Raw genomic sequence first — 24,897 nt, 5'->3', positions numbered from 1 at the left:
TTGTCTAGGACGAGTTCACCCGGCCAGAGGGGTTGATGTGGCGACAGGCGCCCGAGCGGGTCGCAAACGCCGCCCGTACGCTGCGCGGGTTCCCGCTGAGCAGCGCCGAGCGCAGTTGCTGGACGCCGCGCTGCATCTGATCGTGACCCAGGGGCACAACGCGGTCACGATGGAGGCGGTCGCCGAGCAGGTGGGGGTCACCAAGCCGGTCGTGTACGGGGTGTTCGCCAACCGGGCGGACCTGCTGGCCGCACTGTTGCGCCGCGAACAGCAGGAGGGGCTTGAGCAGCTGCTCTCCGTCCTGCCCGAGCGGTTCGACGAGCACGAGGAGCCCGCCCGGCTGATCGCACAGGCTCTGGACCGGTTCTTGCAGGCGGTTCGCGATGCGCCCGAGCGGTGGTACTGCATCGTCATGCCGATGGCCGACATGCCGGTCGAGTTCCACACGGCCCGCGAACAGGCCCGCGCGGTCGCACTGGCGCGCGCCGAAGACATGACGCGCCGGCTGCTAGGCGTCCTCGGTGCGGCTCCGGGCCTGGATCCCGAGATCGCCGCGCACACGCTGGTGACGGTGTTCGAGATGGCCGCCCGCCTGGTCCTGACCGACCCGGACCACTTCCACCCCACCCGCTTCACAACCACAATCCACGCCACACTTGCCACCCCCACCCAGACGGCCTAGGGACGTAACGACCACTTTGCGTGGCAAGACGGATGCTGGTGACTACCCAACGAAACCACGTCGCCAACGCAAGAAGCTCACACCGCGGGGGTCCGGGGGCTCGGCCCCGGGAGACACAAGGAACCCTGCGAAGACGCAAAAGCGTCGAGCAGGAATGGAGAGGCCCCCGCGCCAGGGGGAGGAACGCGGGGGCCGGAGGGGATCTCCACAGGCGCTGACCGGGGGTGTGTCAGCAAGTCGATTGTTACACGAGTTCGGTTGCGGATGCGAGTGGTGGACGGCAAAAAATCGGCGGACCCGTTACGCACTGGTCGTCGTTCGTTCATCTCGTGTCGTGGCTGTGCGTGGGCATCGCGGTCGCGCAGGTTCACTCTGCGGGGGGCTGTGGCTGGGCGATTCCGCTCGCTAGCCTCGCGGCCAGATTGCTTGCACCGACAAGGTTTTGGAGGAGCTATGAACGGGTCTGTGGAAGTTCGACAGTTCCTCCTTCGATACGAAGGCGGCGACTCGGGTGGCGGCGGTCTGGCCGGGCTTCCGTCGCAGCGGGCGGGGCAGGCGGATGCGCCGCGGGTGTCGGACGATCAGGTTCGGCGGGCGCGGCTGGCGGTGGCGGCCGGCGCGACGGATGCCGCGGACTGTGCGCAGTTGCTCGACATGCTCGGTCTGCTGCCGGATGACGAAGGTCAGATCCCGGCTCAGCGTTGATCAAGAGGGTCGGCGTGCGGGGTGCACCCCCTGGTGGCACCTCGCAGCCGACCGCGTCGGGAAACTTACCGGCGTGTTCGGGGCCCGGGCAAATGATTTGACTGTCGGCGACAGTCTGTGAAGAAATTTCTTCGGTCGGCGGGGCTTGTCATGGCTCGGCGCCGATGCCTCTCGGGACGACTCCGCGTGACCGGAGGGGCCGATCTTGTGCAGAAGGTCGACGTGACCGGGGACACAGCGCATGTTCGCAGGTCAGACCCGGTTTTCGGGTTTAGGGGATACCGGTTTTGAGAGCGATGTTGGTGTGCCCTATGCTAGTAATCGCTCCCAGGGGGACCTGAGAGCGCGGTCGGTCGGTTCGCCGAAACCGGCCGGGCTCCCATCGTCCAGCGGCCTAGGACTCCGCCCTTTCAAGGCGGCAACGCGGGTTCGAATCCCGTTGGGAGTACGCAGTATTGCAAAGCAAGGCCCTGTGGCGCAGTTGGTTAGCGCGTCGCCCTGTCACGGCGAAGGTCGCGGGTTCGAGTCCCGTCAGGGTCGCAAAAGCGTCTGGCTCGCAGCCGGCGTACGCGGCCAGGTAGCTCAGTTGGTACGAGCGTCCGCCTGAAAAGCGGAAGGTCGCCGGTTCGACCCCGGCCCTGGCCACCCCGATAAGAACCGTTCTGGCGCAGGTCAGGGCGGTTTTTTCATGTCTTGGTTCGATCATGGCCCTGTCCGGTGTTGACCCTGGTTGACCGCCGATCGCCGTCGCTAGTTGCACGTGGGTTGCACGACTGGCGACCCCTCGCTCCCCCATGTCTCCCCCGGCTGAGGTGATCTCCTCGCGGCGCGGGTTCCACCCCTGCCGGGCCGGGTGGTGCCGGTCAAGGGTTTGCCGGAGGCCGCGCAGCGCCCTTGATCGGTGCCGCCCGGTCTGGCAGCCCTCGGGCGCGCTGCGGGGAGATCACCGGACTGGTCCGTTCGGCTGATCTCTGAAGCGGTGCCGGGGTCTGGGGCGGCGCCCCAGGGGTTTCTGGCCCTTGGAGGGCTCGTCGGCTGTATCGTCCGGTGCCTGGTCGTTGGACGGAGTTGAGGCGAGCGAGGAGGAGCAGGACCGCATGACCGCGGATGCCAGCTTCCGAGTCGCCGTGCTCCGGGTTAGCTACCAGACTGAACAGAAGCTGATCCACAAGCATCAGATCACCGTCGACGAGGTGGAAAGTGCCCTTGTCAACGTTCCCGGCTTGCGAGGTAGCTGGGATGATGACCCGGACCGGGGCCTGCGACTCGTGGTTGCGGTAACTATCAGAGGGCGTCGAGCGTTAGTAGTTCTGTATCCGACAGAAGACCCAACGGAGTGGAACCTCGGAAGTGCATACTTCCGGCGCTAGCAATGTCGAGCTGCGGAAGGAAGTGTGGAGGCATGGCGAGGCAAGGCAACTTTTACGAGGACGACGAGCCGTTGCACAAGCTCGAGGCTGCCTTTGAGCGCGGGCGGAAGACCGTGAGCACGGCCGTCGTTGGAGAACTAAAGCAGGGCTGGAACACCACTATCTCACTTCCCGAGGGCGAACCCAGCGACTGGTCGCGGCTCGGCGACACGCAGGCGGCGATCGCTCGATAATGGCGTCACCGATCGAGGCGCAGTTCATCCTCTGTGATGCGGCGCAAGCTGACCCAAGTGGCAAGATGCACATGCTCGGTGCTGGGTGGTCGGTCACGCACACCCCGACGCCGCCGCACGCGTTGGCGATCATGCTAAGGATTCCGTGGGACCGCGCGAACCAGCAGATTCAGGTGAGCGCGGTATTGGAAGACGGCGACGGCAAGCCAGTGCTATTAGGTACCCCACCTGTGCCACTCCGGCAAGATGCACACGTTGAGGTTGGCCGCCCTCCGGGTGTCGCACCAGGCTCGATGCTTCCGGCGTCGTTCGCAGTGAATGTGCCGCCACTCCCGTTGACGCCGGGCCGGTACGAGTGGCGAGTAAGAGTGGCTGAAGAGGAGTCCACGGCGTCGTTTCAGGTGCTGCCACAGCCGCAAGTTCTACCGTCGAGCCGTTAGGGTATGAGACCGAGCGGCTCTTGCGGGGTCGCCGGCCGGAGCGGAGCGGCAGGCCGAGCGACCACAGCGGCGCGCAAGCGCGCCGCTCTTGATCCCATAGAGGCAAGTTCGGCAGGTGTGCAAGCGTCACGACGCAAACGGTCCAACTGCGCGTTACGGTCGCTACTCGAATAACTGGCCTTGCTTTGTGGCGTCGTCTTGGTATAGCTCAACGATCTCTACGTCAGCAGCATCGTAGAGCCAGTAGTAGTTCCCGCTCCGTTCCTGGCGACCGGTAACTCTGATGGCTTCCATGCGGCGATGGGCATCAAGCGCCAATTCGTATTTTTCTGCGGGTAATCGAACCCGCACTTTTCTTGCTGACGTGCCGCGGAGAACGTTTATGGCCACAACCCCGACAGTGCCTACTTTTCGCGTAAGGACTTCAACCGAGCCTACGACTGTTACCGTCGAACTATCGCGAGTGTCAGCCAATCGAATCGATGCGCGTTCAAGGATTGGATAGTCGCTTGGAGTGAACTCTACTTCGGTGATGCCAGTACGCGCGGATTCTTGAGGGAGCACGAGACTATCAAAATCGGTACTCCATTCCACGCTTACCGAGGCCGCATCTACTCCGCGAACCAATTGTTGAATCGCGGTGGTGAGCTCACGAGAAACACCGTGTTCCACTGCATCATCGAACTCTTCGACTCGCTTGGATCGCTGATACAAATCAATTGCCTCACGAGTAACCTTGAGCGCACCGGTCATCACCTCGATAACTTCGCGCCCGGTATGAATCCCCTCTGAGGATCGACGATTAGAAGTCTGCTTCTGACTCTCGCGCTCAAAAAATTCTCGATCCGGCGGAGTGTAGGCGGTAACCACGTAACTACCAACCTCAGTCTGACCCATCAATACTGATTGCAGGAAGTCGCGCGCAATGAACCAATTAGAATTTCGGAACGCTGGCCTTCTGTCGCTTGTCGCCTTGGCGGATGCACTGAGAGTTTCGGTTGCGGCGCCAATTAAACTTTGACCAAGATCCCAGGCGATGGTCCCGATAGGACTATCCGTATGTTTGCGGAATTTCAATTCATCGCCGGGGCGCGACGTTAATGTTCGAAGTACTTGCCGCGCGGAATCGATGTGCAATGCGGCCAGTGACGTCACAGCATCAGTAATGAGTTCGTCGAAGTCTGGCTTGGTCGCATCGAGTGGCACAAGTACACGAGTTGAGCGGTCGTCCCCGTGAAGCCACCGTGTGTACAAACCATCCTTGCCGCCAACCACACGCCAACCGAACTTGCTCAGGGCAGCACTCAGTCTCGTTGGAGTAACCCGACTACGATCGAGTGACGCGGCGAGATCACCGGCGCTGGTCACGGCCTACCTCCCGAACCGATTCGACCCATGATACCGCATAATGCCTCGTCATCGAACACTTGATTCGTTGGTACTCGCACGGTAGTTCGCTTCTCTCCGGAAATCGCTTCACCGGAGAGATTTACCCAGTAGCAACAGTGTCGAAGTTCCAAGTAGTCGCCGCGAGCGACAATCCAATCTTCAATCTTGGGCGGCAACAGCATCACCACCATTATTCGATTCACGGTGGGATTGATATAGTTCAAATACTCAAGATGTTCGTTTTTTAGAGTAAATGGGAATGAGTCGCCTTTTGGGCTGGCCGCCACTTGCTTCGTAGCCTTTAGCGCCAACTTGAGCGTAACTTCGTCGTCTCCGGCGGTATGCGCACTTGATTGATGTGTAACAATCCAGTCAAGCTTCTTGTCCGGATTCGGCGTCGCAATGCTACATTTGGCAGCCGCCGCAACTGCGTGCAAGTACCCAATCTGGAGAATTTCCATTGAGGCGGTGTCAGCCAATTCGCCACGAAGTAGCGTTATTTCTTGTCGTCCTTCGTCCAAGGCGCTCACGCCAGCCGCCCCCTCTGGGTGCTCAAGCTCCGCCAACTCGGATTCATTCACTCGGCAGAGTGAACATCCAAGGTCAAGTATCGCGACGGGGCGTTGGGTGTTACAGGTCCGAGTGGCTGACGATAAGTGACCTCTGCAATCACGCCGTGAAACGCGCGGTCGCGATAGCTTTGTCGTCGTGTTGTTTCGCGCGCGGGAGGAAGCGGGCGCTGGGGTCGCGCACACGCTCCCATTCATGGCACTGTTGCAAGAGGTCGCCGAGGCGACTTGTGTCGGCGCTCGCATATCCTGACCAGTCAGTAAGGCCTACGCGGTCCATCGTGTTGTAGGCGCCATCGGTGGTGAGAACAGCCCAAGCCGTTGATCGTCGATCCCGCGTGAGCGTAATCGAGTGCTGGGCGGCGTCTTGGTCGGCCTCGGCGATCCAGTACCCGTCCTCCCGGTTCCGAAGTTCCGCCTGCTGCGTCTGCAACTCTCGCAACAGCGCCCTGTGTTCGTCGTCGTAGCCGTGCCCGGCCGCCAGGCGTTCGCGATACTTACGGCGGGGTTCGAGGTTGAGGCGGTCCATGCGGTCGTCGGTCAGAATCTCACCGCCGGGGAGGATCACGGTGTTGTCGCCCAAAACGAGCAGGTCCAGATAGTCGTCGCGTTCCCGGGCGATCGTGACCGTGCTGGAGGGGGACTCCCCCGCGCGCAGGTCGAAGTGCGAAGCGGTGGAGCGGATGGCTTCGGCCAGGATGTCGGGCAGGTCCGCGGTGGGGTCCGCGGTGGGGTCGGTGGTGAGGGCGTTGGCGAGGAGGCGGCCGAGGTGGTCGGCGTAGTCCGATGCGGGCACGGGGACGGGGACGAACGCGGAGGCGCCGTCGAGCATGATCACGGCGTGCGGGGTAACAAAGATCTTGTCGGCGCTTTCCTCCATCGGCGGGAGCTGGGCCGTCGTGACGCGCATGTGTTCACCAAACGTAGGGGCCTGCTGCAAGTTCGCTGCCGGTGATCGCCAGCCCGTCGTAGGTCGCTCGCACGACCAGCGACAGGGGCTGGGGCCCGACCTGCCGGAACACTTCGGCGAGATGCGCCCGGAGGTAGTGCGTCGCGCCGAGTGATCCGATGCCGTGGATACCCGCGATGTGCACGATCACACGGTCATCGATCATGTGCCGCGCCACATACGCCACGTCGGCGGGCTGCGGCTGCTGCAGGTCGTCGGCGGGTGAGCCGAAGCGGGTGCCGTCGGTACGGTGCTCGATCCACCAGCGGCCCTCGTCCTCGACCATGCCCAGCACGGGGTCCTTGGCCATGAGGTCGGCGCCCAAGGGTGCGGACTTCGGGCCGCACACCACGATCACGTCACCGGTCGGCGGATCAGTGCGGTCCGGTTCGATCTGAAACCGCGAGGATGCCAGCGACAGGGCTGCGAGCAGGGCTTCGAGCTGGTCGCCGGTCTCGGCGTCCTCCGCTGCGATCAGCGGGCGCTCGCGGTCAGTGGTCTGGTACCGGTACGGCACGCCGACACTGACCGGGCCGACGCCGAAAAACGCGCGCTCGGCAACCGGCGCGGTACTCCTGATCTGCGTGATCCGGCCCTTGGTGATGCCCAGCGCACCGGCAATCTCGGTATAACTCATACCCAGCTCACGATGAGCTTGTTCAATCGCTGCCTTGCGCAGGCGCGCCAGCTCGGCGGCACGTTGCTGATACGTCGTGAGCAGGGCCGTAGCGCGCTTACCCCGCCTGATCGGGTCGGGGTCGCGCCGTACAGCGTCGAAGTCCTCCACATCGCTCACGACACGTAGTTTAGACCCCCTTGACGATCCACTCCACGCTCGCCTACAGTCGTGTTTACACCCCCTAGACACGACAGGGAGCGGCATGCCGCAGGTGTTTAGGGGGCTAAACGGCCCAGGTGGGGCACAACGTGAGGGAGAACCAAGTGGCGATCAGTAGGGGACATCGGTTTCCGGTGGAGTTTGATGAGGCGTTTCCGCAGGGCCTGGTGATGGTCGGCGAGGTGGCGCCGGACAACGAGTATCAGTCGCGTGAGGATCGGGCGGCGGGTCGTCCGGCTCGGCAGCGCGTGGACGAGAGCACGGGTAAGCGGCAGTGGAAGGTCAACGTGACCGACCCGTCGGAGCCGAATGCGAAGCGGGCTTCGTTCGAGGTGACGTTTCTGGCGGATGTGCAACCGGTGCCCACGACCAGTGAGGCGCTGCCGGGGATGCGGCCGATCGAGCTGGAAGGGCTGACGGCAGAGCCGCGTGTGGCTGGGAACGGGGAGTTCAAGTACCAGTCCTACGTCTATCGCGCGACGGGGTTCAAGGCGGCTGCGAATACCGGTGGTCGTTCGGCGAAGTCGGCTGGGGCTGGCGAGCAGCCCTCGGCCAAGGCCGCATGACAGGGGCGGTGAGGGTGATGGAGAACGTGCGGTTGCTGGTCGAGAGTGACAGCACGGTGCACGTCGCGCTTCAGGTCGAGCGCGCATCGCGACTGTATGAGCTGCTCGATGATGCGGTTTCGACGCTCAACGACGTGGAGCGGGCGGTAGCCGAGGTGGGCCGGGACGATCTCGTTACCGACGCCTCGATCGAGATCGAGGAACTCGAAGACCTACGGGTCTGTGTGGATGCGGCGGCACTGGCTACGCGGAATGCCATCCGCGTGACGCTGCCGTACCTCGCGCGGGCCCGGAAGGTGGCAGCGTCATGAGCGCGGCGTGTTTCGATCCGGACCCGGCCCGCTACGTCTATGACGAGTTGGCTCGTCATCTCGCGGGGCGGATCGAGGCGGGCGAGTTCCAGGCGAACACGCGGCTGCCCAGTGAACAGCAACTGGCCGAACAGTACGGCGTATCGCTGGGCACCGCGCGGCATGCGACGCAACTCCTGCGCGAGGCGGGCTTGGTGATCACGGTTCCTGCCAAGGGAACCTACGTCACCGGACGGCGCCCCGACACGGCGAGTGAGTGAGTCCAGCGCGGGGGCGGATGCGGGAGTTGCGGCCTGCCCGTCCCTGCGCTCCACCTCGACGTTGCGAGGGGAGGTGATTGCGGTGACCGCCAGATCAGGGTCTTATCGGCGTCGGTGGCTGGTGCGGCGACGGTGCTTGCTGTGCGGTCGGCAACATCGGCTGATCCGCGACAAAGTCCATGTGTGCCGGGCGTGTTCTGTGCGCCCGTTCGAAAACCTCTAACTCCGAATCCACAGTAGACAGAAACGCACGCGGGAACGTGTGGCGGTGAAGCACGTCCTCGTGCGGGCAAACGCAGAAATGTAAGGCGCAGAAGCGGAATCCGGGCTACCAACCATGATCCGCTCCTGCGCTGTCCACCCCGTGGGAGTAGACAAGTGGCAACCATAGACAACGCGAACCAACGCGTGTCAACGGAGCGCACCCGGACGCGGTGCGCCGCATGCAAGAAATTCGCCCGTCTGGCACCCGGCGACAGCACGTGCGCCGCGTGCGCCGGGCGGCTCGACCTTCCGATCACCCTGCCGACGAGCGGGGGTGGTCGCTGATGAACGCGCACACCTTCGGCGTCCTCTTCCTCGGCGGCGTCGGGCTGGCGGTCGTGGTGTGGGTGCTGCACAAGCTCGGCCGTGCCCTGGCCTCGATCGCGGAAGCCTTAGCGGCCGCGGCCGTGGTGTTCATCGCCCTGTGGTGGCTGCTCAAGGGCCTGGGCTGGATCGTCAAGGAGATCGTCACCCATCCCCGGACCGCGCTCACCGTGCTGGCGGTGGCGGCGTGGCTGCACTGGTGGGGCTGGCTCTCGCTCCTGCTCACCACCTCGACCGTGGCGGCGGTCCTCGGCGTGTGGCGGCTGATCGATCTCGTGTCCTTCGACCAGTGGGCCGGGCGAGTGCTGCGCACGTGGTGGCAGAAGTGGGCCATCTACGTGCCCAAGCTTCCCGGCTGGCTGCACGCTTGCGGGCTCAGCGTCAAGGACGACACCATCCCGGTCGATCTCACGGTGACGCTGGTCGGCCGGAAGAAGATCAGCCGCGACCGGCAACAACCCGGTGTGAGGCTGCCCAAGGTCAAGCACGTGAAGTCCGGGCCGTCGTGGGATGAGGTGCGGGTGGAACTCGTGCCCGGTCAGAAACCCGAGGACTACGACGAGGCCGCGCGGGCGCTGGCGTCGGCACGCAAGGTCGCACGGTGTCAGGTGCGGGAGGTCGCACCGAACGTGGTGTCGATCGACTTCCAGCGCCGTGACCTGCTCGCTCACCCGATTCCGTGCCCGGAGCTGGACGAGGGCGCGGTTGATCTGCGGCGGGTGTGGGCCGGGCGCACCGAATACGGGCAGGACTGGCGGATTCCGCTGCACGGGTCGGGCAGCCACACCCTGACCGCAGGTGCCTCGGGTGCGGGCAAGAACTCGGTCATGTGGTGCCCGCTGGTCGCCATCGCCCCGGCGATCCGGGACGGGCTGGTGCGGGTGTCCGGGATTGACCCCAAGGGCATGGAACTCGCCTACGGGCGCGGGATCTTCCACCGCTATGCCGTCACGCCGAAGGACGCAGTGGCATTGCTGGACGACCTGGTGGCCGCGATGGACGCGCGCAAGGGCGAGTTCGCCGGCCGGGTCCGCACCGTGCCCGTCACGCGCGAGAACCCGCTGGAACTACTGGAATTCGATGAGATCGGGGCGCTGACGAAGTACTGCGACCGCAAGACCCGCGAAGCGATCGTGGAAAAGGTCGCGCTGCTGACCACCCAGGGACGCGCGCTCGGATTCACCGTGCGCGGCTACGTGCAGGAACCCACCAAGGAGACCGTGCCGGTCCGGGAACTGTTCCCGCGCCGAATCTGCCTGCGCGTTACCGCCAAGTCCCACGTCGGCATGGTCCTCGGCGATCAGGCCTACGAACGCGGGGCGTGGGCCAACCGGATCGAGGAATCCGCGGCCGGTGTCGGCTACGTCTGGGGCGAGGGCCTGCGCGAACCGCTTCGGGTGCGGGCCGGGTGGGTGCCGGACGAGACCGTCAAGGCGCTGGAAACCTACGTGTCCAACCCCAACGTCGTCGTCCTGCCGGAACGTCCGGCGGCCGAAGGCGAGGTGGCGGCATGAGTCTGCACACCCAGTTGGAGCGGCTGGCCTCGGCGTTCTGGGCGCACCTGCGTGCCCACCCGTTGCCCGACCCGTGCATGGTCTCGCTGCGGCCTGCCGATGGGGAGGTTGACGTACAGGTCGCTGCCACGGCGGCAGTGATGCATCTGTCGGAACTGCTCGTGTGGGCCTACACCCTCGAATCGGTCACGGCCTCGTGGTGGCGCACCGACCACGGCTCACTCCACCTCACCGTGGAGGGCCGTGCCCAGGGCGTGCGATTCCACGTCTACGGCGGCATCGGATTCCACCATTGCGCAGGACTCGTCCCGCTCGCGGTCGACGCCTCCGAAGGCGTGTCTATCGACGAGCTGTACACCCTGCGGGATCTGCTCGCCCAGGAAACGGAGGTGGCGGCATGACTACCCGAGCAGAACGGATGCGGCTGCCGCTCTCCGGCGAGGTCATGAAGGCCACGGCGGAGAAGCACGGAGTGTGCGTGCGGCCGTTCACGATGGAGGTCGGCGACCCCGACACCGGAGAACTGCGCTACGTGGCCGTCCCGTGCGGCTCCACTGTGGAGAGTGTGTGCGCGCCGTGTGCGAAGAAGGCCAAGGCGCTGCGGATGGCGCAATGCCGGGAAGGCTGGCACCTCACCGAGGAACCCGACTTCACGCCGGAACCGTCGTCGGAGGATCAGAAGGAGTTGATGGCCTTCCGCGCGGACCTCGTGCAGGGCTACCGGCACGCGGTCGAGACCGGGGAAGAGGGGCAGGCCGATGAGCTGCGCGAGGAGATCCGCGGGGTCGATGAGGAACTTCGGCAACTCGGGATGCGCGGCCGACTGCCCTCGCCCGACCTGCCTGGCAAGACCCCCGTCAAACGGTCCACGAAGCGACGGCAGGACGCACCCAACCTGCCCCGCCGCAAGGTCGCCAAGACCACCCTCGGGCGGGAGTTCGCGGGCAAGTTCCGGCCCTCGATGTTCGTCACCCTGACCTGCGACACCTACGGCCGCGTCCGCGACGACGGCACACCCGTCAATCCGGCCGAGTACGACTACCGCAGGGCCGCGCGGGATGCCGTGCACTTCTCGGCTCTGGTGGATCGGTGGTGGCAGAACCTGCGCCGCGTCGTCGGGTGGGATGTCCAGTACTTCGCCACCGTCGAACCCCAGAAACGCGCGGCCCCGCACCTGCACACCGCGTTGCGCGGATCGGTGCCCCATGAGGTGATCCGGCAGGTCACCGAAGCCACCTACCACCAGGTCTGGTGGCCCAACCACGACCAGCCCGTCTACGGCGGGACCCACTTACCCGTGTGGGACATGCGCACCCGGTCCTTTGTGGACCCGGACACGCGGGAACCGTTGACATCGTGGGAAGAAGCCGTGGACGCGGTGGAACAACCGGCGCACGTCGTGACCTTCGGACGGCAAGTGCACTCCAAGGGCATCCTCGGCGGAAGTGAGGAGGCCGGGCGGCACATCGGGTATCTGACCAAGTACCTCACCAAGTCCACCGGGGAAGTGGTCGAGGCCTCGTCGGCGCGGCAGCGGGACCACCACGAGCGGCTCCACGCCGAGCTGGCCCTCACCCCGTGCTCGCCCCGGTGCCCGGTGTGGCTGCTGTACGGGATTCAACCCCTCGGTGCGTCCGTGAAAACCACGCCGGGTCACTGCAAAGGCCGTGCGCATCGGCGGACCACGCTCGGCCTGCCCGGGCGGCGGGTGCTCGTCTCCCGCAAGTGGTCCAGCAAGTCCCTGGCCGACCACAAGGCCGACCGCAAGACCTTCGTCCGGGAAATGCTGGCGGCGGTCGGGATCGAGAAGCCCGAGCAGGACACCTCGCGGCTGATCTGGCGCAAAGTCGCTCCCGGAGACCGGGACGCACCACCGAGGGCACACCTGCTCATGCACGCCATCGCCGAACGGATCACCTGGAAGGCCGAATACGACCGGGCACTACTCGCGGCAGGGCCACCAGGGCGGCCAGAAACTTCGGCAACTCCGCAAGCGGCCTGATCAGAGGGGGAGAAGACCTTGGAAACCAAGTACCTGACTGTCGAAGAAGCCGCGTCCTACCTCAACACCGGGGTGCGGTTCATTCGTCGGCTCATCGCCGAACGGCGCATCGCCTTCCACAAGGTCGGCGTGCACGTCCGGCTTGCCGTGGACGACCTGGAAGCCTTCGTGGAAGCCGGTCGGATCGAGCCGATCGAGGTTCGCTGGTCTGGTGGGAGGGCTGCGTAGTGGCGAAGAAGCCCGCTCGCCGTCGTTTCGGCAACGTGCGGAAGCTGCCCTCCGGTCGTTGGCAAGCCTCGTTCATCGGGCCGAACGGCAGGCGGCAGTACGCGCCGGACACATTCCGCACCAAGACCGACGCTGACCGGTGGCTCGTCGGGGTCGAGGCCGACATCAGTCGCGGCGCGTGGCTGGATGACAAGCTCGGCCGTGAGACGTTCGGCAACTACGCCGATGCCTACCTTCGCGACAACCCGGAGGTTGGGGAGCGCTGGGAGGAAACCTGTCGGCGGAACATGCGGCTGCACATGACGGATCTGCTCGACCTGCCTCTGATCGGGATCACGCCTCCGGTCGTGCGGAGCTGGTATGGCAAGGCCCTTGCTGGCGACGGCGGGAAGACCTCTATCGCCCAGTCGTACCGGTTCCTTCGGGCCGTGATGAACCAGGCCAAGCGGGACGGTGCGATCCAGGTCAACCCGTGCCAGATTCCGGGCGCAGGGTCCGACAAGGCCAAGGAACGGGGCATCGCCACGCCTGCCCAGGTTGCTGAGCTGGTCGAGGCGATCACTCCTCGGTATCGGGCGGCGGTGCTCCTGGCGGCCTGGTGCGGGCTGCGTCGCGGGGAAGTCTGTGGCCTGCGAACCGAAGACGTGGACCTGGTCGGCGGCATGATCACGGTGCGCAAGAACCGCGTGGAGCTGCTGGAGAGTCCGAAGAAGTACGACAAGGACCCGAAGACGGACGCCGGTCGGCGGGAGATCGCGTTCCCGCCGCACCTCAAGCTGTTCTTGGTCGAGCACATGGCGGAGTGGGCGGGAGCGGAGCGATTCTTCGTCGGCCGAGACGGTCAACCGATGCGCGGCAATGCGGTTTACCAGGCGTTCGTCCGTGCTCGGAAGCGGATCGGGGTGGAGGTGTCCTTCCACGACTTGAGGCACACGGGCCAGACCTTGGCCGCGAGTACCGGCGCGACGCTGGCCGACCTCAAGAAACGGCTCGGGCACTCGTCGGCGGCTGCGGCGTTGCGCTACCTCCACGCCGTCGAGGGGAGGGACAAGGAGCTGGCGGGGGAGCTGAGCAAGTTGGCCGAACGTGGCGACGCGATCAAGCTGCCCAAGACCATCATCGTGAAGCACTGATGTTGCACGGGGGTTGCATGACCGGCCCGTGTAACCCCCGTGACCTGCTAAAACGTCTGCGCCTGAAAAGCGGAAGGTCGCCGGTTCGACCCCGGCCCTGGCCACTTCCACTACCAGCGCAAACGGCCCTCACGGTCCCTCCGTGAGGGCCGTTTCGCGTCTGGGGGTGCTCAGTTTGGGTCTCAGTTGGCCTTGAGCGCGAGATACTGGCGGACTAGGTGTCGCGCTCGACAGGTGGTTGTCGGGCGGCGAGTCGGGCTGATCGGTGGTCGGCCCGCGAGGGTGGCGTGGCCGCATCGAGTGTTGTAGTGGTGGACGAATCGGTCAAGGTCGCGGCGGCGGGGGTTGTGTTGGTGGTCCAGGGGCAGCCGGGTTGAAGCGGCGTTTGAGGCCCCAGGCCGTGCAGACCCAGTCCCAGTCGGTGCCGCGTCGGTAGACCAGGATGTCGTCGGTCAGGACGGGCCGCGAACGGATGTTGCGGGCGGCGAGTCAGGCCAGCGCGCGGTGCAGGTGTGGTCCTTCTCGTCGGCGAGGACCTCGCTGTAGGCCAGGCGGGTGTGGTCATCGATCGCGGCCAGGTGCGGCACGCCGTGGCGGGCCAGGATCCGTCCGACCGTCGAGGGGCTGAGACCGAGTTCGCAGGCGAGCGCAACCGCGCCGCGACAGCGGCGTCGCCGCGCGGCCAGCACTCGTTGCTCCACCCGTTTCGGGTTGCCGACAGCTAGCTACCATCTCGGTGGAGCCCCTGGCCTCCGGGGAGTTTGAGGATCGTGCGCGTCTTCTGTGGCGGGTTGGCGGTGCCTGTGGCAACCGAGTGCAGGATCCCGTTGTAGACGAGATCCCGTAGTTCTTGGTTGCGCTGTACGTCCTTGAGCTTGAGCGATCCGATGTCGCGGCCGCTTGAGTCCCGTAGTCGCAACAGCATGTTGACGCCGCTGGCTTGCACGTCGACGACCGTCAGGCTGTAGGTGTTGACCCACTTGACCTTGTTCTGCACCCAGCGTGCACCGGCCGCTAACCACCCACCGCGCGTGATGAGCCAGATCAGCACGCCGGCGAGTGCGATGAATGGCCACCAATACGGTGTGGCAGCCCAGGAGAATCCTTGTGTCTCCAACGTGGGTACGACAGGACGATGACGGCGGCGATGATGCCCGACTGCAGTGCGCCACGTCCGGTGTCTTGCCGCCATTCCAACAGTGGTCCTGCTTCGTCTGGGCTGGGCGGATGCTTTCTCGGGGGCCGGTCCGTGGGCGTAGTCTCGTTTGCCGCGAAATTCGTCGGTGCATGTGGCGGGCGTGGTTGTCCGGTCTCGACGTCTGGTTGCGGCGGCAATCCGGAGGTAGTCATGGCTGGTTAACCTTCGCGCTAGAAGATCGAGGAGAAGAAGTGGCCACGCCGACGCCGACCGCCGCCAGGGTCACTGGACCGCCGGCCAGTCCCACGGCGGCGAAACCGGCCAGCGTGCCTTCAGGAGTACAGCCTGTTACGACTTCTGGTCGAGGGCGGCCGGTGGACAGACTGAAAGATGGCGCCGAGATAGGGCGGTTCTCTTCATGTCTGGGGCCTGCTGCAGGTCGGGGCCTTGCCCGGCTACGGTGGGGCATGGCGCGATATCGGTTCCTCGACGGCATGGGCGACGTGATGGACGAGCGTGACTTTCCCGACCATGCCGCCGCGCTGGCGTGGGCGCGCGACGAGGACGAGCTCGACGACGACGTGCAGCGCGTCGAGTACCTGGGGCCCGAGGGTGACTGGCGCTGGGCCGGCGCCCTCGAAGGCTGAGACGCGACGATGTCTATACCGTCTACCTCATGACAGCTGACTGGCGAGCGGAGACCGTCGACCGCGTGCGTGCGCTCATCGTCAAGGCCGAGCCCGGCGTTGCCGAGGAGGCGAAGTGGCGCAAGGCATCGAATCCGGACGGCGTGCCCACGTTTTCGCACTCGGGTCTGATCTGCACGGTTGAGACCTACAAGGACAAGGTGAAGATCACCTTCGCCAGGGGCGCCTCGCTTGCCGACCCCGGTGGGCTGTTCAACGCGAGCCTGGACGCCGGCAAGCGGCGCGCCATCGACATTCGCGACGGCGACGACCTCGACGAGGACGCCTTCCTCGCACTGGTGCGTGAGGCGGTCGCGCTCAACGAGTCGTGACGTGTTCCGCGTCACACTGGACGCTGTCACGTTCAGCGGCGCTGATCGGTCAGTCGGGTGCTCACCGGCAAAGGAGAAGCACCATGGACAAGCCGATCATCTCGCGCCGAGCCGATCACGAGGAGCTCGGGGCGGCGCCCAACTTCACCTGGTTGATCGCTGATGCCGACCAGACCGACGGTGTGATGAACGTCGTCCGGACCGTCCTTGGCGAGGGCGTGGACGGCCCGCCGCCGCACTACCACAAGCAGTCGCCCGAGATGTTCTACCTGCTCGACGGCGCGTTGCGCGTGCTGCTCGACGACGAGGTCGTGACCATCGAGAAGGGCGACTACCTGCTGGTGCCGCCGCTCACGCAGCACGCGTGGGGCACCCCGATGGGCGTCGGCGCGGACGTGTTGATCGTCAAGGCACCCGGCAACAACCGGTTCGACTACTTCCGGCTCGGCGACCGCATCCGGCGCGGTCTCGCGAGCCCAGGGGAGATCCTGGAGACCGCGGAGCGGTTCGACAACTGGTTCGTGGAGAACGCGGCGTGGCGCCACGAGCTCGCGGTCAGGGAAGGTGAACGCGCCGAATACGTCCCGCTGGACGGGGTTTTCCGCTGAGCACGGGAACGACGGCCGCCGCGTGGCGGACAATCGGGATCGTGGACGAACGGGGCCTCGCGGAGTTCCAGACCCACCGGGCGCGACTGCTCGGGCTGGCCTACCGGATGCTGGGCGAACTGTCCGAGGCGGAGGACATCGTCCAGGACGCCTATCTGCGCTGGCGCACCGCCCACGATGTGGCCACACCGGCCGCCTGGCTGACGACGGTCGTCACGAACCTGTGCTTGAGCCGCCTCACGTCAGCCCGTGCGCGGCGTGAGCGGTACGTGGGTCCGTGGCTGCCCGAGCCGCTGCTCACCGACGACGCGCACGACCCGCAGGACATGGCGGCGCAGAAGGACACGCTGTCGCTCGGATTCCTTGTCCTGCTGGAAAAACTGTCACCACCGGAACGGGCGGCGTTCGTGTTGCGCACGGCTTTCGACTACACCCACCGCGAAATCGCCGACATACTGCGGATCGACGAGGCCCACGCCCGCCAGCTCTACCACCGGGCGCGGGCCCGCGTCGGTGACCCGCGCCGCCGGTTCACGACCTCACCCGAGCAGAGCGCGAAGCTGGTGGAGCGGTTCCTGGCGGCCAGTGTGGACGGTGACGTCGCCGGGCTGGAGCGGGTGCTGACCGACGACGTGACCGTATGGGCCGACGGCGGTGGCAAGGTTTCGGCGGCCGCACGCCCGATCGCCGGCCGCGGCGACGTCGCGCGCTACCTCGCCGGCCTCGCGTCAACGGCACGGGGCCAGGCCGCCACCTTCACGATGGCCGAGGTCAACGGCGCCCCTTCGATCTTCGTGTGGGAGGGCGAGGCGCTGACCGCGGTGCTCGTGCCCGAGGTGCACGGCGAGCGCATCGGCGGGGTCCGCGCGATCCTCAATCCCGACAAGCTCGCGCACCTGGTCAGGCGGTCACGTCAGCTCCTCCACTCCGCACGCTCGGTGCCGAGCAGGTCCTCGAACACGGCGCGGTAGTTCACCAGTGCCTGCCGGTACGCCTCTGTGTCCGAAGTGGACCCGTGCAGCGTCTCGCGGGCGGTGCGGTAGTGCTCCAGCGTCCGGGCGTGCTCGACCGACAGGTCCGCGAGCTGCTGCTCATAGCCCTCGGTCGGGTAGCCGCGCTCGGCCATCAGGTTCGTCAGCACCCGGTCCGCGTCGCTCATCGCCTCGCCGGGGTGGTCCACGAACCGCTGCTGGATCAGCGACCACTGCCGCAGATAGTGCTCCCGAGCGTCTTCCGAAAGCGGGCGGATGTTCAGCTTGTCGTGCCTGCGCTCGCGTTCGGCCAGTTCACGCTCCGCCTTCAACCGGCTCGAGTTGTCCTGCACGGCACGGTCGTACTCCGGGCCGAACCGCTCGCGCAGGTGACGGTGCCGCTGATACCGCACCACCAGCGCCGCGGCGATCAGCACCACGGCCGCGATCACCACGATCAGAATTGCCGTCGACGGGGACATGAAGGGTCTCCTCGATTCTCGGAACCGGCCCCCCGGAACAGGGAACCGGATGCACCGCGGCGGGCGGGGAAAAACGCCGCGGTGCCCGTGAATCGATAAAGGCTCACCTCTGGTGTACATCCAAATCAGTACGCCCGGCCGCCAAATGGGGTAACAGCACAAGATCGGAGTCGTAGTCCCCGCCGTTCTGCGCACGGTACGGGATCGGCTCCGTCGTCTCCAATCTGGCGAGCCGCTCCCGCAGCCCCGACGCCGCCGCGGTGAACTCGGCCGCATCGGTCCGGTCGGCGCTGTACACGACGAACGGCGGCAGCGCGGCCATGCCGGTGTACCAGAAAGTCCCGTGCTGCAACGGAAACAGCAGCTGTTCCAGGTTCCCGTTCACGCCGCGCGGGCCGAGGCTGGACGCGCGTCCTCCGGCCGTCGTGACGATCATCGCGCGCTTACCGGCCAGCATGCCCTCGCCGTACCGCAGAACCCGGCCGTTCTCGTCCTTCAGTCCGTATCCGAAGCCCTTCACGAAGACCCGGTCGAACCACCCCTTCAGAATCGCCGGCATGCCGTACCACCACAGTGGAAACTGCACGACCAACGTATCCGCCCAGCTTATTTTCTCTTGCTCAGCAACGACATCCGGGTCGAACGACGCGATCTCGCGCACGATCGGATCCCATTTCATCTCGTACAGATCGGACTGCACGTACTCGTGCCCCAGTTCGCGCAGGGCGCGCAGGCCCTCGTCGCGCAGGGCCGCGTTCAACGATGCCGGTTCCGGATGAGCGAACAGCCACAACACCTTCATGACCCCAGGATCGGTTCGCCGCCGCACAAGATCGAGTGGCCTGATGGACAACATGTGAAAGAATCGGGCCATGCATCGCATCGTCACGCTTGTCCGGGACGGCGTGCTGCCGATCGAGCTGGGCATCGTGCACCGGCTGTTCGGACAGGCCCGCTCGGCGGAGGGCAACCCGCTTTATGACGTCCTGACCTGCGCACTCGTTCCTGGCGAGGTGCGCACCGACGCCGACTTCACCATCTGCGTGAGGCACGGACCAGAGGTGCTGGCCACCGCGGACACGGTCGTGGTGCTCTCTTCCGACGAGGACTACGAGCCCCAGACCGGCGGCCGGCTGCGGGGCGCGATGGCCGAGGCATTCGGCCGGATCCGGCCAGGCACCCGGATCGCCTCGATCTGCACCGGCGCGTTCGTGCTGGCCGCTGCCGGTCTGCTCGACGGGAAACGCGCCACCACGCACTGGCGCTCCGCCGCGGACCTGCGCGAGCTCTACCCCGGCGTCGAGGTCGAGGAGAACGTGCTCTACACCGACTCCGGCGACGTGCTCACCTCGGCCGGTGTCGCGGCGGGCATCGATCTGTGCCTGCACATGATCCGGCGTGACCACGGCGCCGCGGTCGCCAACGAGGTCGCCCGCGGCACGATCGTCGCGCCGCACCGGGAAGGCGGGCAGGCCCAGTTCATCCAGCGTCCCGTTCCCGAACCGCGGATCTCGTCCACCGCGAAGGCCCGCGCGTGGGCGCTGGAACACCTCGGCGAACCGCTGACGCTGCGCGAACTCGCGGCGCGCGAATCCATGAGCGTGCGCACCTTCACCCGCCGTTTCCGCGAGGAGGTGGGCATCTCGCCGGTGCAGTGGCTGACGATGCGGCGGCTCGAGCGCGCACGGCAGTTGCTGGAGGAGACGGATCTGCCGGTGGACCGGGTCGCCGAAGACGCCGGATTCGGTACGGCGGCGTCGCTGCGCCAGCATCTGCAGGCGGCACTGGGGGTTTCGCCGCGGACTTACCGGGCGACCTTCCGCGGTCCCGCGCTGACGGCAGGCTGAGCCCAGTCCGGCACCCACCCGTCGCCCGGCGAGTACCCCGCGCGCAGGTAGTCCAGGAAGCTCGCGAGCACGGGATGAGGATTGTCCGCACGCCAGACCACGCGCAGCGGGTAGACCAGGGCGGGGCCGGTGATCGGGATCCGGCGCAGGTCGTAGCTTTCCGGCCAGAGGTAGCGCGAGCCTTCGCCGACGAGAGTGGACAGCCGCACCGAATCCGCGATCTCGGCCAGCATCGTCTCGTTGCCGAAGACCGGCCCGACCGTGTCGATGGTGAGCCCGAACGCGTCCGCCAGATCGCGGTAGTAGCCCACCACCTCTGGGTCGGACGGGCCGGGCATCCAGATCGGGTGGCCGGCGAGTTCGGCGGGCGTGACGCTCGCCGCGTCCGCCAGCGGATGGCGAGGGCCGACCATGAGCTGGTGCCGGTCGTCGATGACCCGCGCCGACCGCACGCCGTTCGGGACCTCACGATCGCGCAGGGACCGGAAGGTGGCGTCGAGGGTTCCGGCGTCGATCTCGGCGAGCGCCGAGGTGGCGTCCGGCAGCGTGACGACGTCGAGTTCGATATCCGGATTCCGCTGGTAGAAGGCGTGCAGGAGATTCGAGGGTGCGATCCTGCGGTTGACGACGTCGACCCGCAGCGCCCGGCGGCCCGGCGTCACGGCCGCGGTGGCGCGGTCGGCGACGCGGAGCAGTTCGCGCGCGTGGGGCAGGAACGCCTGCCCGTCGACGGTGAGCCGCACGCCCCGCGCGAACCGCGCGAAGAGCTGAACGCCGAGTTCGCGCTGCAGGGTGGCCACGCGTTTGGAGGCGGCCTGCTGCGTGATGCCGAGATCGTCGGCGGCGGCCTGGAACTGACCGGTCCCGGCGACGTTGACGAAGGTCCGAACCGCATCGAGATCCACGACGGAAGAACCTACTCGCACAACGGAAAGTTGTGACACGCCGTTCGTTCCGTTGTTGGCGGGCCGGGCCGTCGATCGGCTTTGCTTCCCCGGTGCGTACACGTTCGCTGGGCCCGTCGTTTCGCTGGTTGTGGGCCGCCTTCGCGGTCAGCGCCTACGGCAGCGGGCTCGGGTTCGGGGCGCTGTCGATCGTGGCCATCGAGGTCTGCGGCGCCGGTTCGGCGGAGGTGGCGGCCCTGTCGTCGGCCGGGCTGGCGATGGGCGCGCTGCTGGCGGTCCCGCTCGGGCCGTGGATGGAGTTCCGGGCGAAGCGGCCGGTCATGATCACGATGGACATGGTGCGCTTCGGGGCACTGGCGTCCATCCCGCTGGCCTACTGGCTCGGCGCGCTGTCCTTCACCCAACTGCTGGTGGTCTCCGTCGTCGCCGCGGCGGCGAAGATCGCGTTCACCGCGGCCAGCGGCGCCTACCTCAAGACGATCGTGCCCGCCGACGGGCTCGTGGTCGCCAGCAGCCGGTTCGAGTCCACCACCTGGTCGGCCACGATCATCGGGCCGCCCGCGGGCGGTGCGGCCATCGGACTGCTGGGGCCGGTGATCACCGTCGTCTGCGACGCGGTGAGCTATCTCCTGTCCGCGCTCGGCATCCTGGCCATCAGGGAACCGGAGCGGGCCCCGAGCCCGCGAAGCGTCCAAACGCGACGGTGGAGCGACCTCGCCGAGGGATGGCGCTACATCCTCGGTCACGACACGCTGCGCTGGTTCTTCTTCAACACGGTGCTCGTCAACGCGTTGATCATGGCGACGGAACCGCTGCTGTCGGTGCTGATGCTGGCGCACCTCGGCTTCCCGGTGTGGCAGTACGGGCTGGCGTTCGCCGTGCCGTGCATCGGCGGGCTGATCGGGTCACGGCTCGCCCGCCGCGTCGCGTCCCGCTACGGCGAAGGACGGGTGCTGCGGGTCTTCGGCGTGCTGCGGGCCTGCTGGTCGGTGGGGCTCGCGTTCATCCAGCCGGGCTTGGCCGGGCTGCTGATCGTGATGGTCACCGAGTTCGGACTGATCGTCTGTATGAGCATCTTCAACCCGGTTTTCGCGGCGTACCGGCTGAACAACACCGGTGCCGGCCGCCAGGCCAGGGTGCTGGCCTCGTGGTCGATCACCAGCAGCGCCACGATCGCCGCGACCACCATGGTGTGGGGGCTGCTGGCGCAGCTCACCGGCCCGCGAGCGGCGATCGCGCTGGCCGCGGTGCTGCTCGTCGGTACGTCGTTCCTGCTGCCGGCTAGGGCCAGAGTTTGTGCGCGGGCTGAGGTTTCCCGAAGTAGTAGCCCTGCGCCTGATCGCAGTCCAGCGCCTTGAGTACTTCCAGCTGTTTCTCGGTCTCCACACCCTCGGCGACGACCGTCAGGTTCACCGCGTGCGCCATCGCGATGATGCTGGTCACGATCGCCTCCGCGTCGGCGGACTCGCCGAGGCCGGTGACGAACGAGCGGTCGATCTTCAACGTGTCCAGGGTGAGCTTGTGCAGCTGCGCCAGGGACGAGTAGCCGGTGCCGAAATCGTCGATCGCCAGCCGGACGCCCAGATTCCGTAGCGCCGCGAGGGTTTCGCCCGCCAGCGCGGCGTCGCGCATCAGCGCGCTCTCGGTGATCTCCAGGCACAGCGCGGACGGCGGCAGCCCGGTGCTCGCCAGCGCGGCTTCGATGGCCAGCACGAGGCTCGCGTCGTCGAGCTGGCGGGTCGACAGGTTGATCTTCAGATCGACGTCGATGCCGTCGGCCCGGCGGGCCGCGACCTCCTTGGTGGTCTCCCGCAGCACGTGCGCGCCGAGCAGGTTGATCAGGTCGCTCTCCTCGGCCATCGGGATGAACTCGGTGGGCGAGACCGGCCCGTGCACCGGGTGCGTCCACCGCAGCAGTCCCTCGACCGCGACCGTCTCGTTCGTCCGCAGGTCCACGACCGGCTGGTAGGCCGCCCACAATCGCCCGCGCCGCACGGCGTCGCGCAGGTCCTGCTCCAGCCGCAACCGCCGCTGCAACCGCATCCGCAGCTCGACGTTGAAGAACTCGTACCGGCTGCGGCCGAGCGTTTTCGCCTGGTACATGGCCACATCGGCGTCGCGCAGCAGCTCGTCCGCGGTGCGCTGGTCGCCGGGGGTGGCCAGCACGATGCCGATGCTGGCGTCCACGTGCAGCTTCCGCCCGTCCGCCGACACCGGCCGGGTCAGCGAATCGCGTAGGTTCTCCGCGAGCGCCCGCACCTCCGGCTCGCCACGCATGTCGGCGGCCAGCACGACGAACTCGTCGCCGCCGAGCCGTCCCACGACGTCGGTGCTCCGCACGGCGCGGCGCAGCCGGTCGCCGGAGATCTTCAGCACGGTGTCGCCGATGGAATGGCCGAGCGAGTCGTTGATGACCTTGAACTTGTCGAGGTCGATGAACAGCACCGCGGTCGGCTTGCGATCCTGCCCGTGCAGCAGGCCGGTGAGCTTGTCCAGCACGAGCGAGCGGTTGGCCAGCCCCGTCAGCGGATCGTGGGTCGCGTCGTGTTCGAGACGCTCCCCGATCGCGCGGCGTTCGGTGATGTCGGTGAAGGACAGCACGTACGAAGTGGATCCGATGTCTTCGGGGTTGAGCGCGCGGCAGGACAGCGACAGCCACACTTCGCGCCCGTCGCGCCGCCGCACCCGCAGCACCCGGCCCTGCTGCTTGCCTCCCGTGCGCCGCAGTTGCGCCGACGGGTAATCGACCGGGTCGAGCCGCCGCCCGGCTTCGTCGTAGAGCGGCCATTCGTGCGGCGAGGAGCCGAGCATCAGGGACTCGGGCGCGCCGAGGATGCGTTCGGCGGCGGGGTTGGCGGAGACCACGAGGCCGTTCGGGCCGATCACGAGTACGCCTTCGTCGAGCGAGGCGACCACGGTGCTGTACTGCTGCTCGGCCCGGCGGCGGGCGGTTTCGTCCGCGCACACCAGCACGTACCCACCGTCCATTTCGGACGCCGAAACCCGCACCGTCAGCGCCCGGCCGTCGGCGGCGCGATGCGTCGTCTGCACGACACCGCCGTCGGCGACCACGGCGGAGGGATCCAGCGCGGTGCCGACCAGCTCGCCGACCGGATGCCCGCGTGCCTCGTCCGAAGGCAGTCCGTAGATCGCCTCCGCCGCCGGGTTCCAGCTTCGCACCCTGCCCTCGGCGTCGGTGGCGATGATCGCGTCGCTGACGTGCTCGACCAGCGCGGCCTGGTAACGCAGCGCGGCCTCGGCGGCACGCTGTGCGCTGACGTCGCGCATGATCACCTGGTAGGCGGGCTGTCCGGCCCAGGTGGTGCGCACCGACACGACCTCCATGGGGAAGGTGATTTTGTCGGAGCGCACGAAGATCGCCTCGGACGGTTCGCTGGTGGCGCCGGGCACGGTCAGCTTGGCGAGCCGCCCCACCATCTCGGGCACCGACTCCGGCGAGACGAAATCGGTGATCGGCCTGCCGATCAGGTCGTTCCCGGTGGCCAGGCCGGCGAACTTGCCCGCGGCGGGATTGGCGTAGGTGACCAGCCCGTCCTGGTGCACGGCGATCGCGTCCGGGCTCAACTCGATCAGCAGGCGATAGCGGTCGGCGAGGTCGGCGAGTTCCTGGCGGTCCTCGTGCCGGTCGGTGACGTTGTTCACGATGCCGATGAGCTTGTCGTCGCGCCGGCGGGCGCGGAACCGCAGCCACTGCGGCTTGCCGGCCGGGGTCCGGTACTGCTGCTCCAGCTCCAGGTCCTGCCAGGTCTCGGTGGTACGCGCGGCGACCATGAGGGGTTCGGTCAGCCGGATCAGGGTGGTACGCAGCTGTTCCTCGGAAGCACCGGGAAGCTCCAGCAGGGAGTCGAGCCCGTCCCGCCAGGACAGCACATCGGTGGTGAAGTCCAGCTGCCAGATGACCGCACGCTCGGCGGACAGCGCCAGGTCGATCACCTGTTCGTGATCGATGCTGTTGGCGTTTGCCTCCATCGTCCGTCCGATCCGCCGATTACCGCGTGAGCCGCTGCTACTCCGTTTGGAGGAAGCCCTGTGGGTTGAACGCACCCTTCCCGTCGATACCAGCTTGCCACGGCAAAAGCCCCGAAGCCGCTGGTCGTTGGCCCTATAGGTCCATTCGGTCCCGAATGGAT

General features: G+C 66.7%; 28 protein-coding genes and 3 tRNA genes. 21 read left to right on the top strand and 10 right to left on the bottom strand.

The features are described from left to right. The first annotated feature begins 37 nt into the window (after positions 1-37). From HFP15_RS21085 to HFP15_RS44165, 7 genes are all read left to right on the top strand, one after another. A complete protein-coding gene (locus tag HFP15_RS21085) occupies positions 38-682 on the top strand; it encodes a TetR/AcrR family transcriptional regulator (RefSeq protein WP_168518260.1) in 645 nt (214 codons plus the stop codon). Between the two features lie 453 nt (positions 683-1,135). Next, positions 1,136-1,387, top strand: a complete 252-nt coding sequence (locus tag HFP15_RS21080) for a hypothetical protein (RefSeq protein ID WP_168518258.1) — start codon at positions 1,136-1,138, stop codon at positions 1,385-1,387. Between the two features lie 375 nt (positions 1,388-1,762). Next, positions 1,763-1,835, top strand: a tRNA-Glu gene (locus HFP15_RS21075). An 18-nt stretch (positions 1,836-1,853) separates the two neighbouring features. Then, positions 1,854-1,927: transfer RNA gene (locus tag HFP15_RS21070), tRNA-Asp, on the top strand. A gap of 31 nt (positions 1,928-1,958) precedes the next feature. Continuing rightward, positions 1,959-2,032: transfer RNA gene (locus tag HFP15_RS21065), tRNA-Phe, on the top strand. Between the two features lie 757 nt (positions 2,033-2,789). Continuing rightward, positions 2,790-2,990 (top strand): hypothetical protein, encoded by a 201-nt coding sequence (locus tag HFP15_RS21060; protein WP_168518256.1) that lies wholly within the window; start codon positions 2,790-2,792, stop codon positions 2,988-2,990. Next, complete coding sequence (locus HFP15_RS44165) at positions 2,990-3,430, top strand: DUF6941 family protein (RefSeq protein WP_376768882.1); 441 nt, start codon at positions 2,990-2,992, stop codon at positions 3,428-3,430. Before HFP15_RS21060 ends, HFP15_RS44165 begins: the two co-directional genes overlap by 1 nt. A 162-nt stretch (positions 3,431-3,592) precedes the next feature. On the opposite strand, the gene HFP15_RS21055 is transcribed toward HFP15_RS44165, so the two are convergent. The 4 genes from HFP15_RS21055 to HFP15_RS21040 form a co-directional block, all read right to left on the bottom strand. Continuing rightward, entirely contained in the window at positions 3,593-4,798 is a 1,206-nt protein-coding gene (locus tag HFP15_RS21055; RefSeq protein ID WP_168518254.1) for a hypothetical protein, read from the bottom strand. Next, complete coding sequence (locus HFP15_RS21050; protein ID WP_210717632.1) at positions 4,795-5,400, bottom strand: DUF4365 domain-containing protein; 606 nt, start codon at positions 5,398-5,400, stop codon at positions 4,795-4,797. Before HFP15_RS21050 ends, HFP15_RS21055 begins: the two co-directional genes overlap by 4 nt. Before the next feature lie 88 nt (positions 5,401-5,488). Beyond that, a complete protein-coding gene (locus HFP15_RS21045; RefSeq protein ID WP_168518252.1) occupies positions 5,489-6,298 on the bottom strand; it encodes a hypothetical protein in 810 nt (269 codons plus the stop codon). 4 nt (positions 6,299-6,302) lie between these two features. Beyond that, a complete protein-coding gene (locus tag HFP15_RS21040; RefSeq protein WP_168518250.1) occupies positions 6,303-7,133 on the bottom strand; it encodes a hypothetical protein in 831 nt (276 codons plus the stop codon). A 146-nt stretch (positions 7,134-7,279) separates the two neighbouring features. Between HFP15_RS21040 and HFP15_RS21035 the strand changes: the two genes are divergently transcribed. The 8 genes from HFP15_RS21035 to HFP15_RS43900 all read left to right on the top strand — a co-directional run bounded on the left by HFP15_RS21035 (position 7,280) and on the right by HFP15_RS43900 (position 13,777). After that, positions 7,280-7,741 carry a hypothetical protein gene (locus HFP15_RS21035; RefSeq protein ID WP_168518249.1) on the top strand — a complete coding sequence of 154 codons (462 nt, stop codon included), beginning with the start codon at positions 7,280-7,282 and terminating at the stop codon, positions 7,739-7,741. A gap of 17 nt (positions 7,742-7,758) precedes the next feature. Continuing rightward, positions 7,759-8,052, top strand: coding sequence for a hypothetical protein (locus tag HFP15_RS21030; RefSeq protein ID WP_168518247.1), 294 nt, complete (start codon positions 7,759-7,761; stop codon positions 8,050-8,052). Then, entirely contained in the window at positions 8,049-8,312 is a 264-nt protein-coding gene (locus HFP15_RS21025; RefSeq protein ID WP_168518245.1) for a winged helix-turn-helix domain-containing protein, read from the top strand. The genes HFP15_RS21030 and HFP15_RS21025 overlap by 4 nt, the downstream gene beginning before the upstream one ends. A gap of 548 nt (positions 8,313-8,860) precedes the next feature. Then, on the top strand, positions 8,861-10,414 hold the full coding sequence (locus tag HFP15_RS21020; RefSeq protein ID WP_168518243.1) for an FtsK/SpoIIIE domain-containing protein: 1,554 nt from the start codon (positions 8,861-8,863) through the stop codon (positions 10,412-10,414). Then, a complete protein-coding gene (locus HFP15_RS21015; RefSeq protein ID WP_246271889.1) occupies positions 10,411-10,815 on the top strand; it encodes a hypothetical protein in 405 nt (134 codons plus the stop codon). Before HFP15_RS21020 ends, HFP15_RS21015 begins: the two co-directional genes overlap by 4 nt. Continuing rightward, positions 10,812-12,416, top strand: a complete 1,605-nt coding sequence (locus HFP15_RS21010) for a replication initiator (protein WP_168518241.1) — start codon at positions 10,812-10,814, stop codon at positions 12,414-12,416. The genes HFP15_RS21015 and HFP15_RS21010 overlap by 4 nt, the downstream gene beginning before the upstream one ends. A gap of 18 nt (positions 12,417-12,434) precedes the next feature. Then, on the top strand, positions 12,435-12,644 hold the full coding sequence (locus tag HFP15_RS21005; RefSeq protein WP_168518239.1) for a helix-turn-helix domain-containing protein: 210 nt from the start codon (positions 12,435-12,437) through the stop codon (positions 12,642-12,644). Continuing rightward, positions 12,644-13,777 (top strand): tyrosine-type recombinase/integrase, encoded by a 1,134-nt coding sequence (locus HFP15_RS43900; RefSeq protein ID WP_168518236.1) that lies wholly within the window; start codon positions 12,644-12,646, stop codon positions 13,775-13,777. Before HFP15_RS21005 ends, HFP15_RS43900 begins: the two co-directional genes overlap by 1 nt. Before the next feature lie 452 nt (positions 13,778-14,229). Here the strand turns inward: HFP15_RS43900 and HFP15_RS20995 are convergent, their stop codons facing one another. Next, a complete protein-coding gene (locus HFP15_RS20995) occupies positions 14,230-14,478 on the bottom strand; it encodes a hypothetical protein (RefSeq protein ID WP_168518234.1) in 249 nt (82 codons plus the stop codon). Between the two features lie 20 nt (positions 14,479-14,498). Then, positions 14,499-14,828 (bottom strand): hypothetical protein, encoded by a 330-nt coding sequence (locus HFP15_RS20990; protein WP_168518232.1) that lies wholly within the window; start codon positions 14,826-14,828, stop codon positions 14,499-14,501. Between the two features lie 554 nt (positions 14,829-15,382). On the opposite strand from HFP15_RS20990, the gene HFP15_RS20985 reads away from it, so the two are divergent. The 4 genes from HFP15_RS20985 (at position 15,383) to sigJ (ending at position 17,512) form a co-directional block, all read left to right on the top strand. Beyond that, complete coding sequence (locus HFP15_RS20985; protein WP_168518230.1) at positions 15,383-15,562, top strand: hypothetical protein; 180 nt, start codon at positions 15,383-15,385, stop codon at positions 15,560-15,562. A gap of 29 nt (positions 15,563-15,591) precedes the next feature. Continuing rightward, positions 15,592-15,933, top strand: coding sequence for a DUF1801 domain-containing protein (locus HFP15_RS20980; RefSeq protein ID WP_168518228.1), 342 nt, complete (start codon positions 15,592-15,594; stop codon positions 15,931-15,933). 83 nt (positions 15,934-16,016) lie between these two features. Continuing rightward, entirely contained in the window at positions 16,017-16,541 is a 525-nt protein-coding gene (locus HFP15_RS20975; RefSeq protein ID WP_168518226.1) for a cupin domain-containing protein, read from the top strand. Positions 16,542-16,582: 41 nt separating this feature from the next. Then, a complete protein-coding gene (sigJ, locus tag HFP15_RS20970; protein WP_168518223.1) occupies positions 16,583-17,512 on the top strand; it encodes an RNA polymerase sigma factor SigJ in 930 nt (309 codons plus the stop codon). On the opposite strand, the gene HFP15_RS20965 is transcribed toward sigJ, so the two are convergent. Then, entirely contained in the window at positions 17,455-17,994 is a 540-nt protein-coding gene (locus HFP15_RS20965; RefSeq protein WP_168518221.1) for a hypothetical protein, read from the bottom strand. The two genes, sigJ and HFP15_RS20965, sit on opposite strands and share 58 nt — an antisense overlap. 103 nt (positions 17,995-18,097) lie before the next feature. Then, positions 18,098-18,796: an NAD(P)H-dependent oxidoreductase gene (locus tag HFP15_RS20960; RefSeq protein ID WP_168518219.1), complete on the bottom strand. Its 699-nt coding sequence runs from the start codon at positions 18,794-18,796 to the stop codon at positions 18,098-18,100. Between the two features lie 70 nt (positions 18,797-18,866). Between HFP15_RS20960 and HFP15_RS20955 the strand changes: the two genes are divergently transcribed. Beyond that, positions 18,867-19,841, top strand: a complete 975-nt coding sequence (locus HFP15_RS20955) for a GlxA family transcriptional regulator (RefSeq protein WP_168518216.1) — start codon at positions 18,867-18,869, stop codon at positions 19,839-19,841. Here the strand turns inward: HFP15_RS20955 and HFP15_RS20950 are convergent. Further along, positions 19,799-20,746 carry a LysR family transcriptional regulator gene (locus HFP15_RS20950; RefSeq protein ID WP_168518214.1) on the bottom strand — a complete coding sequence of 316 codons (948 nt, stop codon included), beginning with the start codon at positions 20,744-20,746 and terminating at the stop codon, positions 19,799-19,801. The genes HFP15_RS20955 and HFP15_RS20950 overlap by 43 nt on opposite strands. A 92-nt stretch (positions 20,747-20,838) precedes the next feature. Here HFP15_RS20950 and HFP15_RS20945 point away from each other — a divergent pair, with 92 nt between their 5' ends. Then, positions 20,839-22,104, top strand: coding sequence for an MFS transporter (locus tag HFP15_RS20945; protein ID WP_168518212.1), 1,266 nt, complete (start codon positions 20,839-20,841; stop codon positions 22,102-22,104). Here the strand turns inward: HFP15_RS20945 and HFP15_RS20940 are convergent. Continuing rightward, positions 22,028-24,736 carry a sensor domain-containing protein gene (locus tag HFP15_RS20940; protein WP_168518210.1) on the bottom strand — a complete coding sequence of 903 codons (2,709 nt, stop codon included), beginning with the start codon at positions 24,734-24,736 and terminating at the stop codon, positions 22,028-22,030. The genes HFP15_RS20945 and HFP15_RS20940 overlap by 77 nt on opposite strands. Positions 24,737-24,897: the final 161 nt, after the last annotated feature.

Source organism: Amycolatopsis acididurans, from assembly GCF_012328925.1.
Classification (GTDB): domain Bacteria; phylum Actinomycetota; class Actinomycetes; order Mycobacteriales; family Pseudonocardiaceae; genus Amycolatopsis_E; species Amycolatopsis_E acididurans.
The sequence above is the reverse complement of the archived record's forward strand: the minus strand, read 5'-3'. Positions and strand labels throughout refer to the sequence as shown.

Coding starts and splice junctions, on each gene's coding strand:
- HFP15_RS21060 (WP_168518256.1), top strand. CDS start 2,790: ATGGCGAGGCAAGGCAACTTTTACGAGGACGACGAGCCGTTGCACAAG.
- HFP15_RS20975 (WP_168518226.1), top strand. CDS start 16,017: ATGGACAAGCCGATCATCTCGCGCCGAGCCGATCACGAGGAGCTCGGG.
- HFP15_RS44165 (WP_376768882.1), top strand. CDS start 2,990: ATGGCGTCACCGATCGAGGCGCAGTTCATCCTCTGTGATGCGGCGCAA.
- HFP15_RS20965 (WP_168518221.1), bottom strand. CDS start 17,994: ATGTCCCCGTCGACGGCAATTCTGATCGTGGTGATCGCGGCCGTGGTG.
- HFP15_RS20960 (WP_168518219.1), bottom strand. CDS start 18,796: ATGAAGGTGTTGTGGCTGTTCGCTCATCCGGAACCGGCATCGTTGAAC.
- HFP15_RS21080 (WP_168518258.1), top strand. CDS start 1,136: ATGAACGGGTCTGTGGAAGTTCGACAGTTCCTCCTTCGATACGAAGGC.
- HFP15_RS21010 (WP_168518241.1), top strand. CDS start 10,812: ATGACTACCCGAGCAGAACGGATGCGGCTGCCGCTCTCCGGCGAGGTC.
- HFP15_RS21020 (WP_168518243.1), top strand. CDS start 8,861: ATGAACGCGCACACCTTCGGCGTCCTCTTCCTCGGCGGCGTCGGGCTG.
- HFP15_RS21025 (WP_168518245.1), top strand. CDS start 8,049: ATGAGCGCGGCGTGTTTCGATCCGGACCCGGCCCGCTACGTCTATGAC.
- HFP15_RS20940 (WP_168518210.1), bottom strand. CDS start 24,736: ATGGAGGCAAACGCCAACAGCATCGATCACGAACAGGTGATCGACCTG.
- HFP15_RS20955 (WP_168518216.1), top strand. CDS start 18,867: ATGCATCGCATCGTCACGCTTGTCCGGGACGGCGTGCTGCCGATCGAG.
- HFP15_RS20985 (WP_168518230.1), top strand. CDS start 15,383: ATGGCGCGATATCGGTTCCTCGACGGCATGGGCGACGTGATGGACGAG.
- HFP15_RS21030 (WP_168518247.1), top strand. CDS start 7,759: ATGGAGAACGTGCGGTTGCTGGTCGAGAGTGACAGCACGGTGCACGTC.
- HFP15_RS20980 (WP_168518228.1), top strand. CDS start 15,592: ATGACAGCTGACTGGCGAGCGGAGACCGTCGACCGCGTGCGTGCGCTC.
- HFP15_RS21015 (WP_246271889.1), top strand. CDS start 10,411: ATGAGTCTGCACACCCAGTTGGAGCGGCTGGCCTCGGCGTTCTGGGCG.
- HFP15_RS21045 (WP_168518252.1), bottom strand. CDS start 6,298: ATGCGCGTCACGACGGCCCAGCTCCCGCCGATGGAGGAAAGCGCCGAC.